Here is a 14,106-nt window from a genome sequence, read left to right on the forward strand (position 1 = left end):
AAAGATAACTTATAATTCGCTAAGGTTAGGTCTATTAGATGAAAAAAATGCAGGTTTACGGGTTGATGCAAGAGTAAATTATATTTTTCGCATATTCATAACCTCTTGCCGCTAAGGAGAGAAGAGAATAAAAAAATAGCTGATAACCCCACGACTCAATGTGGTGTTATCAGCTATAAATAAGGTTTATCGATTAGATCTATTCTTCGGCTTCCCTAAATGATGTAAGATCTTTCCGGGTATCCGGCTCTCTCTCATTTCGTGTTTTTCTCTTAGGGATTGGCTTCGGATATTTAAATAGTCAATATCAGATCACGCTGTTTTTTTATTTTTCAACAGCTTCTGCTAATTCCGTTCCCGGTTTGAACTTAGCCACTTTTTTAGCCGGAATAACAATTGCTTTTTTAGTTGACGGGTTTACTCCGGTTCTTTTTGCTCTTTCATTTACAGAGAAAGTACCAAAACCTACAAGTGAAACTTTTTGGCCACCTTTCAAAGATTCTGTAACAGAAGTAACGAAAGCTTCTAATGCTTTCTTGGCATCGGCTTTGTTTAAGCCAGATTTAGCTGCCATTGCGCTAATAAGTTCAGATTTATTCATAACACAAAAAATGATTAATTAAATAATATGTATATATATGTTATCCAAAAGGTTAACTCTGGGTTACTGTTTGACAAATATAAACGAACAAAATAATATATCAAATAAAAACATAAAAAAAGGTAGTAAAATATTGAAAAAGAACTAATAGACACTTGTTTTGATGCTTTAAAACAGAAATTATTCTTACTTTTGCCTCTATATGTCTAAAAAATAAAAGATCAACTATGCCTAAAGTCACTAAAAACCTAATCATAATCAATGCTTTGCTCTTTTTTGCTACGATCGTTGGCGAACGTTATGGTATTGATTTGACTGACTATCTCGGATTGCATTTTTTCTTAGCAAGCGATTTTAATCCGGCGCAATTATTCACGTATATGTTTATGCACGGCGGATTCTCTCATATCTTTTTTAATATGTTTGCCGTCTTTATGTTTGGCGGATTGCTAGAGAAGGTGTGGGGACCTCGTAAGTTCTTGTTTTTTTATATCGCTTGTGGTATCGGAGCCGGATTGATTCAGGAGTTGGTACAATATATCCAATATGTCACAGAATTGAGTCAGTATACTCAGGTCAATACGGGAACAACCATTATGTCGATGGATGCGTTCTTGAATGAAATGACAACGGTTGGGGCTTCCGGTGCGATTTATGCCATTCTGTTGGCTTTTGGTATGTTATTCCCTCGCGAGAAGATGTTTGTGTTTCCACTTCCTTTCCCTATTCAAGCGCGTTTCTTTGTGATCGGTTATGCGTTGATTGAACTCTATTCGGGGATTGCTAACAACCCCGGGGATAACGTGGCACACTTTGCCCACCTCGGTGGTATGATTTTTGGATTTATCTTCATCATGTATTGGAAAAAGAAAAAAAACGATGGGGGCTATTATAACTGATCTTCGGGAGGCCTTTCGTAAAGGCAATGTGGCTATACGACTGATTTATATTAATGTGGGGCTGTTTGTGGTGACCACATTGATAGAGGTGCTTTTGAATTTATTCAACCGGACAGCGGCCGGATTTCTCGAGGTCTTAGCGCTTCCGGCTTCTGTGGAGCGATGGATTGAGCAGCCTTGGTCGTTGCTGACCTATATGTTTATGCATGCCGGATTTATCCACATCTTGTTTAACATGCTGTGGCTCTATTGGTTTGGTACTCTGTTTTTATATTTCTTTTCTTCTAAACATCTTCGCGGCCTCTATTTGATTGGGGGACTTTTTGGGGGATTGCTTTATATGTTGGCTTATAACGTTTTTCCTTTCTTTGAAGAACATCTCATGGAGGCGACTCTTGTGGGGGCATCGGCCTCGGTGTTGGCTATCGTTTCTGCTATTGCTTACCGTGAACCTAATTATCCGATACGTTTGTTCTTGTTTGGAACCATTCGACTGAAATATTTAGCATTGATTGTTTTTGGAACGGATTTGCTCTTGATGACTTCGTCGAATGCCGGGGGACATATTGCTCACTTAGGTGGAGCTTTGGGAGGCTTGTGTTTTGCTATGGCTCTAAAGAGGGGCACCGATCTAACGGCTTGGGTAAACAAGGTGATAGATACGATAGGCGGATGGCTGACGACCGGTTGGTCGTTTAAACGCAAACCTAAAATGAAGGTGCACTATCATAAAGGGGGACGGCAGCAAGATTACGATTATAATGCGCGTAAGAAGGAGCAGTCGGATGAGATTGATCGTATCTTAGATAAACTCAAGAAATCGGGTTATAATAGCTTGACGACCGAAGAGAAGAAGAGTTTGTTCGATGCGAGTAAACGATAAAAATGTAATTTCTGGGGTATGAAAAGGGTCGGTCGGATTGTTGGGCGCGTGATTTTAGCCATCAATATGGGTTTGGCGATTTGTTTTATTTTAATCGCATACAGCTCGTATGTTCACCCGGCTGCACACCCGCTAGTCTCTTGTGTGGGACTTACTTTCCCTTTTTTCCTCGCGCTTACGCTTTGCTTTTTTATCTTTTGGTTGTTCGTCAACTACCGTTATGCCTTGGTTTCTTTGATTGCTCTTCTCATCTGTTTTCCTCAAATCAGAACGTATGTGCCTATTCATTCGGTGACTGATGTTCCGGCTGGAAGTCTAAAGGTGTTGTCGTACAACGTTATGGGCTTTAATGGACTGAAAAAGGTGAAGGGGCAGAATGAGATTTTGAATTATTTGGTTCAGAGTGGCGCGGATGTGATTTGCTTACAAGAATATGCTGAGACTAAAGATCGGAAGTATCTCACTCGGAAGGAGATCCTTTCGGCCTTGAAAGCGTATCGATACCGACGAATTCAATCTGTTGGAGGAAAGGGAGGCGGTAATCAGATGGCTTGCTTCTCGAAGTATCCGATTTTGAGTGCCGATAAGGTCGATTATGAGAGTGATTACAACGGGTCGATGGTTTATAAGTTGAAGATCGGAGACGATACATTGATGTTGATTAATAATCACTTAGAATCGAATAAGCTCACGAAGGAAGATAAGGTGATTTATGAAGAGATGTTGAATAAACCGGAAGCCAAGAAAGTCAAGAGTGGCTTGAAGCATCTGGTTAGGAAATTGGCTGAGGCTTCTGTGATTCGTTCTAAACAAGCCGAGGCAGTGGCCGAGGTGGTTGAGCAGTCGACCTATCCTTCGGTGATTGTGTGCGGCGATTTTAATGATGCCTCCATATCGTATACTCATCGCATTATGAGGAAAGGATTGGACGATGCGTTTACTGAATCCGGACGCGGATTGGGAATCTCTTATAATCAAAACAAATTCTACTTTCGTATTGATAATATTTTAATTAGTACTAACTTAGAGGCCTTTAATTGTACTGTGGATCGTTCTATTAAGGAATCCGATCATTATCCCATTTGGTGCTATGTAAAAAAACGCTAAATACTTAAACTTAAAAAAACCTTATGATTAAACAAACATTAACCGTTTTAGCTGTAAGTTGTATGTTATATTCTTGCGCTACAAAGACAGAAAGTAATCCTTTCTTGAGTGAGTTTCAAACGGAGCATGGTGTGCCTCCTTTTGATCAAATTAAGCTTGAACACTACGAACCGGCCTTCTTAAAGGGTATCGAAGAACAGAATCAAAACATCAAAGCGATTGTTGAGAATCAGGAAGCTCCGACTTTCGAAAATACGATCGTGGCGTTTGATAATAGTTCTCCGATCTTAAATCGTGTGAGTTTGATTTTTTATAATATGACCGATGCTGAAACGACCGATTCGTTGACGGCGTTGTCTATCAAGTTAGCTCCGGTTTTATCGGAACATGGCGATAATATATTATTAAATGCCGATTTGTTTAAACGGATTAATGTGGTTTATCAACAAAAGGATAGCTTGCAACTGAATACGGAGCAAAAGCGTCTTTTGGATAAGGTTTATAAAGATTTTGTCCGCTCGGGAGCCGGATTGGATGCTCAGAAACAAGCTCGTTTGCGCGAGATTAATAAGGAATTATCGACTTTGGGTATCACATTCAGCAATAACATCTTGAATGAGAATAATGCGTTCCAGTTGGTGGTCGATAAGAAAGAAGATCTTGCCGGATTGCCGGAATGGTTCTGCCAGAGTGCGGCTGAAGAGGCTAAGGCGGATGGAAAAGAAGGTAAGTGGGTGTTTACACTTCAAAACTCTAGTCGACTTCCATTTTTGCAATATGCCGATAACAGAGCCCTTCGTGAAAAAATTTATAAGGCTTATATCAATAGAGGCAACAATAATGACAAGAACGATAATAAGGAGGTGATTAAAACCATCTTAGCGTTACGCTTAGAAAAAGCTCAGTTGCTTGGATTCGACTGCTATGCTAACTTTGTCTTAGACAATACGATGGCTAAGAATGATGTAACGGTGATGGCATTTTTGAATAAACTATGGAAGTATGCTTTGCCGAAAGCTCAAGCTGAAGCCGGAGAATTGCAAAAAATGATGGATAAAGAAGGCAAAGGTGAAAAGTTACAAGCTTGGGATTGGTGGTATTACACTGAGAAGCTTCGTAAAGAAAAATATAATTTGAGTGAAGAAGAAACGAAACCTTACTTCAAATTAGAGAATGTTCGTGAAGGGGCTTTCATGGTAGCTCATAAACTTTATGGCATTACCCTCGAAAAGTTGAATAATGTTCCGACGTATCATAAGGATGTTGAGGTTTTCAATGTGAAAGATGCCGATGGTTCGCAGATTGGTATTTTCTATGTCGACTATTATCCTCGTTCGGGTAAAAGAGGTGGAGCTTGGATGAGCAACTATCGCGACCAGCAAGGCGATATCCGTCCTTTGGTTTGTAACGTGGCTAGCTTTACTAAACCTGTTGGCGATACACCTTCATTACTGACTTTGGATGAGGTGGAGACGCTTTTCCATGAGTTCGGACATGCTTTACATGGCTTGTTGACGAAATGCCAATATCGTGGGGTTTCAGGTACAAGTGTGGTACGTGATTTCGTTGAATTACCTTCGCAAATCAACGAACATTGGGCTACTGAACCGGAAGTGTTGAAGATGTATGCTAAGCACTATAAAACCGGTGAAGTTATTCCGGATGAAATTGTGGCTAAAATCTTAAAACAAAAGACTTTCAATCAAGGATTTATGACGACTGAATTGTTGGCTGCTGCGATTCTTGATATGGACTTGCATATGTTGAAAGAGGTCAAAGGATTTGATGCGATTAAGTTTGAGAAACAAGCGATGGATCAGTTGAGTCTGATTCCGGAAATAGCTCCTCGTTATCGGACAACTTACTTTAATCATATCATTGGCGGATATGCTGCCGGCTACTATAGCTATCTTTGGGCTAACGTTCTCGATAATGATGCTTTTGAAGCTTTTAAAGAAAAGGGCATTTTCGATCAACAAACAGCTCATTTGTTTAGAAGTAATGTGCTTCAAAAAGGAGATAGCGAAGATCCGATGACTCTTTATAAGAACTTCCGTGGATCTGAACCTCAATTGGAGCCTATGCTTAAGAATAGAGGAATGATTGATTAATTAATCGGTCATTCTCTATACTTCTCTTGGTGGAATTAATCCCCGGAAAGCGGTATCGCTTTCCGGGGATTAATGTTAGATAACTGTGAGCTGAGAGCAATAATCGACCTGCTTTTGGAGGCTTATCGCCCAAAGGGACGATGATCTGTCACGGGTGCTTTTCTCTTTTTTTGAAATATTTATAAATAGAACCGATGAAAACTTCAAAAAAGAGGTTCAAAACGGGTTCTAATTATCAAATATTTGGGCGGTTATTACATCAAATGTGAAAAAAAAACTATATTTGCAGCCTTGTATACACCGAATTAAATTAAAAAATAATCATAAATAAACTAAGTAAAATGCAAAACAAAGGATTTATTAAAGTTTTTGCGGTATTACTCACACTAGTCTGTTTGTTTTATCTATCCTTTTCTTTTGTAACTCGCCATTATACCAATAAGGCAAAAGAGTATGCAAAAGGAGATTTGAAGATGGAGCAAGACTACTTAGATTCTCTCTCGAATGAGAAGATCTGGCTGGGTAACTATACGCTGAAACAATGTCGCGAGATGGAGATTAGTTTAGGTCTTGACCTAAAAGGTGGTATGAACGTTATTCTTGAAGTTTCTGTTCCTGATGTTATTAAGTCGCTTGCAGATAACAAACCCGACGAGAACTTTAACAAAGCTTTGGGGGCTGCTGCCAAACAAGCAATGAACAGCCAAGAGGATGTGATCTCTTTATTTGTTAAAGAATACCACAAGGTTGCACCTGGAGCTAAACTTTCTGAATTATTTGCGACACAACAGTTAAAAGATAAAGTCAGCCAAAAATCATCTGATGCTGAGGTTGAAAAAGTCTTGAGAGAAGAAGTGAAAGCTGCTGTTGAAAACTCGTATAATGTCCTTCGTACACGTATCGACCGTTTCGGTGTGGTTCAACCTAATATCCAAAGCTTAGAGGATAAAATGGGACGTATCATGGTGGAACTTCCGGGTATTAAAGAGCCTGAGCGCGTAAGAAAGTTGTTGCAGGGTTCTGCTAACTTGGAGTTCTGGGAAACTTATACAGCTAAAGAAGCTCTTCCTTATATTCAAGCTGCCGATCGTAAATTGCATGCTGTTTTAACTAATGAAACAACAACTGACTCCTTAACAACTGATTCTTCTATTGTGAAAGAAGCTGTTGCTCAAGAGGTCAAAGTTGAGAAGAGCATGAATGCTGCTGACAGTCTTGCTGCTGCATTGAAAGGCGACAAGAAGGCTGAAAAAGAAGAAACGGCTACAGCTGATATGAAGAAGCAATATCCGTTATTGGCTATACTTCAATTAAACTCTAGCGGTCAAGGTCCGATTGTTGGTTATGCAAACTATAAAGATACAGCGGATATTAATCGTTATTTATCTATGGCTGAGGTTCAATCTGAACTTCCTAAAGACTTGCGATTAAAGTGGGGTGTTTCTCCTGCTGAATTCGACAAGAAAGGACAGATCTTCGAACTTTATGCAATTAAATCGACTGAACGCAACGGTAAAGCACCTCTTGAAGGGGATGTGGTAACTGATGCGAAAGATGAGTTCGACCAATTCAGTAAACCTGCTGTTAGTATGGGTATGAATTCTGACGGCTCTCGTCGTTGGGCACAATTGACTAAACAAAATATTGGTCGTTCTATTGCGATCGTTTTGGATAACTATGTGTATTCTGCACCGAATGTAAATTCTGAAATTACAGGTGGACGTTCACAAATCACCGGACACTTTACACCGGAACAAGCAAAAGACTTGGCCAACGTATTAAAGTCTGGTAAGATGCCGGCTCCTGCTCACATCGTTCAAGAAGATATCGTAGGTCCGTCATTAGGACAAGAATCTATCAACGCCGGTATTTTCTCTTTCATCGTGGCCTTGGTGGTATTGATGATTTATATGTGTGTCATGTACGGCTTTATACCGGGTATGGTGGCTAATAGTGCTTTGTTCTTGAACTTCTTCTTTACATTGGGTGTCTTGTCGTCGTTCCAGGCTGCATTGACCATGTCGGGAATCGCGGGTATGGTGCTTTCATTGGGTATGGCTGTGGATGCTAACGTATTGATCTACGAACGTACGAAAGAAGAACTTCGTGCCGGAAAGGGTGTTAAACAAGCACTTGCTGATGGTTATTCGAATGCATTCTCTGCTATCTTCGACTCGAACTTAACTTCAATCATTACCGGTATTATCTTGTTCTACTTTGGTACAGGTCCTATTCGTGGATTTGCGACTACTTTAATCATCGGTATCTTGGCGTCGTTCTTTACTGCAGTGTTCGTTACTCGCTTGGTTTATGAACACTTTATGAGCAAGGATAAGTGGTTGAACTTAACTTTCACATCAAAAGTTTCTAAAAACATGATGGCTAATAGTCGTTTTGATTTTATGGGAAGCAACAAGACGTCGTTGATGATTGTTAGTCTTGTTATTTTGGTGTGTGTGGGTTCGTTTGCGATCCGCGGCCTTAGCCAAAGTATTGACTTTACCGGTGGACGTAACTTTAAAGTTCAATTTGAGAAACCTGTTGAACCGGAACAAGTGCGTGATTTGATCGCGAATAAATTTGGTAAGGACGCCAATGTTAACGTGATCGCAATCGGTACAGATAAGAAAACCGTACGTATCAGTACAAACTACCGTATAGAGGAAGACGCTGAGAATGTTGACTCTGAAATCGAAGCCTTCTTATATGAATCGGTTAAACCATTGTTGACTCAAAACATTACTTTGGCAACATTTATCGATCGTGATAATCATACCGGTGGTAGTATCATTAGCTCACAAAAAGTAGGACCAAGTATTGCAGACGATATTAAGACCGGAGCATTCTGGTCGGTTGTATTGGCTCTTGTTGCTATCGGACTATACATCTTGCTTCGTTTCCGTAACATTGCTTATAGTGTTGGTTCTGTAGTGGCTTTGACGAGTGATACTATCATGATCATTGGTGCTTATTCATTATTGTGGGGTATTGTTCCTTTCTCGTTGGAAATCGATCAAACCTTTATCGGTGCTATCTTGACCGCTATTGGTTACTCTATTAATGATAAGGTGGTAATCTTCGACCGTGTGCGTGAGTTCTTCGGACTGTATCCGAAACGTGGTGTTCGCGACTTATTCAACGATTCGTTGAATACGACTTTAGCTCGTACCATCAACACCTCAATGAGTACACTTATCGTATTGTTGTGTATCTTCATTCTTGGTGGTGATTCTATCCGTAGCTTTGCCTTTGCCATGATCCTTGGTGTGGTTATTGGTACATTGTCTTCATTGTTTATTGCTTCTCCTATAGCATATAACATGTTGAAAAATAAGAAAATAGAAGAGTAGACTCTTGATCAAATAAAAAAACCTCTTCCAATTTTGGAGGAGGTTTTTTATTATTGACTCATTTATATAGATCACAGATTAAAGGCATAGTCTGGCTGAATCTTCCAAATTACCTCAACAAAATGGTTGAAAGGGAATCCGAGAAAGATCCAAATAGAGTTTGAAGCCTGTTTTTTAAAAGTGATTGAGAAGCGTTAACCTTAAAAATCTAAGAAGTAGTGAAAAGAAGTCATGCATGTCTATGATGCAGCTAATGATCTCTTGTTGCGAATGGTAGCCTCGAGGGGAATCGAACCCCTATCTAAAGTTTAGGAAACTTCTATTCTATCCGTTGAACTACAAGGCCTTTTTCTGTTGCAAAGATAAGGGTTTCGATGGATTTCACAAGAGTAATTTTTGACTATTCTGTAATGTTGGTTCAAAACCTTAATATATAGATAATAATAACTCTTTTTTCATTTTGAAAATTCGATTAACCTTCCCACCTTTGTAGCGTTAACATAAGCAAGTTGTTTTTATAATTTAATATATGAATTGAAATTATGGCAGACGAAATGATGGTTAAAGAATTGGAGGAAGTCGTTGTACGTTTCTCCGGCGATTCCGGCGATGGTATGCAATTGGCTGGTAACATCTTCTCAAACGTGTCCGCGATTGTAGGAAATGATATTTGTACATTCCCTGATTATCCGGCTGATATTCGTGCTCCACAAGGGACGTTAACAGGGGTTTCCGGTTTTCAGATTCATGTGGGGGCCAAACAGATTTACACTCCGGGTGACCGTTGCCATGTGTTGGTAGCGATGAACCCTGCTGCTCTTAAGACTCAGATTAAGTATTGTAAGTCACAAGGTTTGGTGATCACTGATTCTGATTCATTTGGGGCAAAAGATTTGGAGAAAGCCAAATACTCTACTGATTCTCCTTTTGAAGAATTAGGTATTCGTCAAGAAGTACTTGAGGTACCCATCTCTTCGATGTGTAAAGAGAGTTTGAAAGACTCCGGATTAGACAATAAATCTATCCTTCGTTGTAAAAATATGTTTGCACTAGGTCTGGTTTGCTGGTTGTTTAATCGTAATCTTAGTGCAGCAGAAAAAATGTTGCGCGAGAAATTTGCAAAGAAGCCTGCCATTGCCGAAGCTAATATTAAGGTTTTGAACGATGGTTATAACTATGGTGCCAATACACATGCTTGTGTATCGACTTATAAGATTGAAAGCATTGATCAAAAATCAAAAGGATTTTATACCGATATTAACGGTAATAAAGCGACGGCTTACGGTCTTATTGCTGCAGCAGAGAAAGCTGGCTTACAACTTTACTTAGGTTCTTATCCGATTACTCCGGCAACAGATATCTTACATGAGTTGGCTAAGCATAAATCGCTTGGCATTAAAACCGTTCAGTGTGAAGATGAAATCGCTGGTTGTGCGTCGGCTGTAGGAGCATCATTCGCAGGGGCGATGGCTGTCACTACAACTTCGGGACCTGGTGTTTGTTTGAAGAGCGAAGCGATGAACTTGGCTGTGATTGCCGAACTCCCTTTGGTGGTGGTTAATGTGCAACGTGGTGGTCCGTCAACCGGTCTTCCAACCAAATCGGAACAAACCGACTTGTTGCAAGCATTGTATGGTCGTAACGGTGAAAGTCCGATGCCTGTGATCGCTGCAATTTCTCCAACCGATTGTTTCGATGCTGCTTATATGGCTTCTAAGATTGCTTTGGAACACATGACTCCTGTGGTGCTGCTGACCGATGCTTTTGTTGCGAATGGTTCTGCAGCTTGGAAGTTGCCTAACCTAGAAGAATATCCTGCCATTAAACCTCCTTATGTCACTCCTGGCATGGCCGGTACATGGACACCGTTCCAGCGTAATGCGGCAACAGGTGTACGCTATTGGGCTGTTCCGGGTACTGAAGGATTTATGCATCGTATCGGAGGTCTAGAGAAGTGTAATGAGACCGGTGTGATCTCAACAGATCCGGATAACCATGAGAAGATGACCTTGCTTCGTCAAGCGAAAGTGGATAAGATCGCCGACTTTATTCCTGAACAAGGGATTTTGGGCGACGAAGATGCAGATTTATTGATCGTAGGCTGGGGTGGTACTTATGGACACCTTCGTTTAGCAATGGACTATATGCGTCGTCAAGGAAAGAAAGTCGCTTTAGCTCATTTCCAATACATTAATCCTCTTCCTAAAAATACGGCAGAGTTGCTTAAGAAATATAAGAAAGTGGTGGTTGCTGAACAGAACCTTGGTCAGTTTGCCGGTTATCTTCGTATGAAAGTGCCCGGATTGAATATTAGCCAGTACAATCAAGTCAAAGGACAACCATTTGTGACGAGAGAATTGATAGATGCATTTACTAAACTTATGGAGGAATAAGATATGAGTGAAACTAAATATACTGCAGCAGATTATAAATTCGGACAACCACGTTGGTGTCCGGGATGTGGCGATCACGCCTTTCTTAACTCACTTCATAAAGCAATGGGAGAATTAGGAGTAGCACCTCATAACATGGCTGTTATTTCCGGTATTGGTTGTTCTTCTCGTTTGCCTTATTACGTTAACACCTACGGCTTCCATACCATTCATGGTAGAGCGGCAGCCATTGCAACAGGAGTTAAGGTGGCTAATCCAAACTTAACAATCTGGCAAATCTCAGGTGATGGCGATGGTTTGGCCATTGGTGGTAACCACTTCATTCATGCCGTACGTCGTAACATCAACCTCAATATGATCCTATTGAACAATCGTATTTATGGATTAACCAAAGGACAATATTCACCAACATCAGTTAGAGGGTTCGTGAGCAAGACCTCTCCTTATGGTACGGTAGAAGATCCGTTCCGTCCGGCTGAGCTTGCTTTTGGAGCACGTGGTCGATTCTTTGCTCGTTGTGTTGCGGTCGATGGTGCTGCTTCTGTCGGAGTATTGAAGGCTGCTGCCGCTCATAAAGGTGCTTCTGTTGTCGAAGTTCTGCAAAACTGTGTCATCTTCAATGATGGTACTCACGAAACGGTAGCGACGAAAGAAGGTCGTGCTAAGAACGCGATTTACCTTGAACATGGTCAACCGATGTTGTTCGGAGAGAATAAAGAGTTCGGTTTGATGCAGGAAGGATTCGGTTTGAAAGTGGTGAAACTTGGTGAAAACGGAGTGACTGAGAAAGATATTCTTATCCACGATGCACACTGTATGGACAATACCCTACAGATGAAATTAGCTTTGATGGAAGGTCCTGATTATCCTATCGCATTGGGCGTTATTCGCGATGTTGAAGCACCAACTTACGATGAATCTGTTGAGGCACAGATCGAAGAAGTCAAAGGAAAGAAGAAATATCATAATTTCCAAGAATTGCTGATGACTAACGATATCTGGGAAGTGAAGTAAACCGGATTATTGAACTTGAATATAGAACTGTGCTAGTCATTGAGGCTGGCACAGTTTTTTTTTATCCGTCTCTTGACGGGACCTTTTATTAATCTGTTTTTAGGCGCACAGTCGATGGTTATCACAGTCTGTCCTAATTTTTTAGGACGTCTTGCCAGTCATAAATCGTATGAGAAGGGTGTTTATTGGAGTAAGCGGCGGCTTAGATAGCGTACAGGATACCATACCGATAATAGCCCCACCAACAAAACCGTCAGGAAGATCAAGACGACATCACCGAATTCTACGCTGACCGGATAGGCATTCACCACAAAGGCGTTATTTCCATTGCCGAGTGAGATAAAGCCAAACTTTTGTTGGGCGAAACAGAGAATGAGCCCCAAGACAATACCCGATATAGCTCCGAACAAAGAGATCAGCCACCCTTCAAAGAGAAAGATGCGCGAGATCATTTGATCGTTCGCTCCAAGATTCCGTAAGGTCATCACATCCTCTTTCTTGTCGAGTATCAACATCGACAACGAACCGATCACATTGAAGCAGGCAATCATTAGGATAAACGTCAGGAAGAGGTAAGAGATGAGCTTCTCGATCTTCATAATTTTAAAGACGTCGGCTTGCTGTTCATAGCGATCCTGTACAAGAAAATCCTCTCCCAAGATTTGTTTAATATGGTCTTTTACCTTATCGATATTGGCTGTTGGTTTTAGCTTCAATTCCAAGGCTGAAACCTCCGACTCATAATTCAGTAAGCTGCGGATGAACTGAAGCGAGGTGAGGATATAATGGCTGTCGTACTGCTGCTGGTTCACCACAAAGACAACGCCCGGTGAGAAGAGATAATCTTTTGAAAAAGAGGCAGACGGGTTGCCCATGTTGACCTTAGCGTTCCGCTTAGGAATAAAGATCTCAAGCGGATCGACAAACTCTATACCTGTGCCTAGCGTCGAGACCAAATCGCCTCCCATTACTCCATACGGTACAATGGAGTCTTGTAAGATGAATGTTCCGGCACCATAAAGGATGCTGTCGATAGAAGTCAGTTGTTGGAAGTTGTTTTCCACTCCTTTTAACACGACCATAGCCTGGCGATCTTTGTATTGCACCATGGCATTCTCTTCGAGTGTTTGTGTGGCGACGGCAATCTCCGGTAATCCACAAATCTGCTTGATCTGTGGAGCGTTTGCATCGAACACCTTACCTTCACGAATCGTAATCTTCAGTTCAGGGTCGAACGCCGTAAAGAAGTTCGAAACCATATCCTGAAAACCGTTGAATACCGATAGCGTACAGACTAGCGCAAGAGTGGCTAAAGTCACCCCGCAGACCGATATTCCGGAGATCACATTAATGGCATTGTGTTTCTTTTTAGAGAAAAGATAACGTCGTGCTATGTAAAAGGGAAGGTTCACTTTAATAAAGAATCGATCTTTTCGATATAATCCAAAGAGTCGTCAACGAAGAACTTCAGTTCAGGGATGATGCGCAACTGATGACGTACACGGCCACCAAGCTCATAGCGGATCGATTTCATGTTTTCGTTAATATTCTTCACGATCTCCTCGCTCTTTTCCGAAGGGAATACGCTTAAATAGATACGTGCAATACTCATGTCGGGGCTGATACGTGCAGCGCTAACCGATACTAGAGTACCCGGCATACCTTTTGTTTGTAACAAAAAAATCTCGCTCAGTTCTTTCTGTAGTAAACGAGCTATTTTGTTCTGTCTTGTTGTTTCCATAATGAAT

General features: G+C 40.9%; 10 protein-coding genes and 1 tRNA gene. 7 read left to right on the plus strand and 4 right to left on the minus strand.

Features of this window, described 5'->3' with window-relative positions:
* Positions 1–325: 325 nt before the first annotated feature.
* Complete coding sequence (locus tag AC4PG5_RS10575) at positions 326–601, minus strand: HU family DNA-binding protein (protein ID WP_492028851.1); 276 nt, start codon at positions 599–601, stop codon at positions 326–328.
* A 227-nt stretch (positions 602–828) separates the two neighbouring features.
* Here AC4PG5_RS10575 and AC4PG5_RS10580 point away from each other — a divergent pair, with 227 nt between their 5' ends.
* The 5 genes from AC4PG5_RS10580 (at position 829) to secDF (ending at position 8,951) form a co-directional block, all read left to right on the plus strand.
* Entirely contained in the window at positions 829–1,500 is a 672-nt protein-coding gene (locus tag AC4PG5_RS10580) for a rhomboid family intramembrane serine protease (protein ID WP_492028852.1), read from the plus strand.
* Positions 1,481–2,383, plus strand: coding sequence for a rhomboid family intramembrane serine protease (locus AC4PG5_RS10585; protein ID WP_492028853.1), 903 nt, complete (start codon positions 1,481–1,483; stop codon positions 2,381–2,383). The genes AC4PG5_RS10580 and AC4PG5_RS10585 overlap by 20 nt, the downstream gene beginning before the upstream one ends.
* 18 nt (positions 2,384–2,401) lie before the next feature.
* The gene (locus AC4PG5_RS10590) at positions 2,402–3,490 is read left to right on the plus strand and encodes an endonuclease/exonuclease/phosphatase family protein (protein WP_492028854.1); all 1,089 of its coding nucleotides are present in this window, start codon (positions 2,402–2,404) and stop codon (positions 3,488–3,490) included.
* Between the two features lie 23 nt (positions 3,491–3,513).
* Entirely contained in the window at positions 3,514–5,601 is a 2,088-nt protein-coding gene (locus AC4PG5_RS10595; RefSeq protein WP_492028855.1) for a M3 family metallopeptidase, read from the plus strand.
* A 341-nt stretch (positions 5,602–5,942) separates the two neighbouring features.
* Positions 5,943–8,951, plus strand: a complete 3,009-nt coding sequence (secDF, locus tag AC4PG5_RS10600) for a protein translocase subunit SecDF (protein WP_492028856.1) — start codon at positions 5,943–5,945, stop codon at positions 8,949–8,951.
* Between the two features lie 271 nt (positions 8,952–9,222).
* On the opposite strand, the gene AC4PG5_RS10605 is transcribed toward secDF, so the two are convergent.
* Positions 9,223–9,297: transfer RNA gene (locus AC4PG5_RS10605), tRNA-Arg, on the minus strand.
* A 196-nt stretch (positions 9,298–9,493) separates the two neighbouring features.
* Here AC4PG5_RS10605 and AC4PG5_RS10610 point away from each other — a divergent pair.
* Together AC4PG5_RS10610 and AC4PG5_RS10615 are read left to right on the plus strand one after the other, a co-directional pair.
* Positions 9,494–11,344, plus strand: a complete 1,851-nt coding sequence (locus AC4PG5_RS10610) for a 2-oxoacid:acceptor oxidoreductase subunit alpha (protein WP_492028857.1) — start codon at positions 9,494–9,496, stop codon at positions 11,342–11,344.
* Positions 11,345–11,347: 3 nt separating this feature from the next.
* Positions 11,348–12,358 carry a 2-oxoacid:ferredoxin oxidoreductase subunit beta gene (locus AC4PG5_RS10615; RefSeq protein WP_492028858.1) on the plus strand — a complete coding sequence of 337 codons (1,011 nt, stop codon included), beginning with the start codon at positions 11,348–11,350 and terminating at the stop codon, positions 12,356–12,358.
* 182 nt (positions 12,359–12,540) lie between these two features.
* Here the strand turns inward: AC4PG5_RS10615 and AC4PG5_RS10620 are convergent, their stop codons facing one another.
* Both AC4PG5_RS10620 and rbfA read right to left on the minus strand, forming a co-directional pair.
* On the minus strand, positions 12,541–13,770 hold the full coding sequence (locus AC4PG5_RS10620) for an FtsX-like permease family protein (RefSeq protein ID WP_492028859.1): 1,230 nt from the start codon (positions 13,768–13,770) through the stop codon (positions 12,541–12,543).
* Positions 13,767–14,099, minus strand: coding sequence for a 30S ribosome-binding factor RbfA (gene rbfA, locus AC4PG5_RS10625; RefSeq protein ID WP_492028860.1), 333 nt, complete (start codon positions 14,097–14,099; stop codon positions 13,767–13,769). The genes AC4PG5_RS10620 and rbfA overlap by 4 nt, the downstream gene beginning before the upstream one ends.
* Between the last annotated feature and the right edge of the window lie 7 nt (positions 14,100–14,106).

Source organism: Bacteroides sp. QWL-09 (assembly GCF_058683585.1).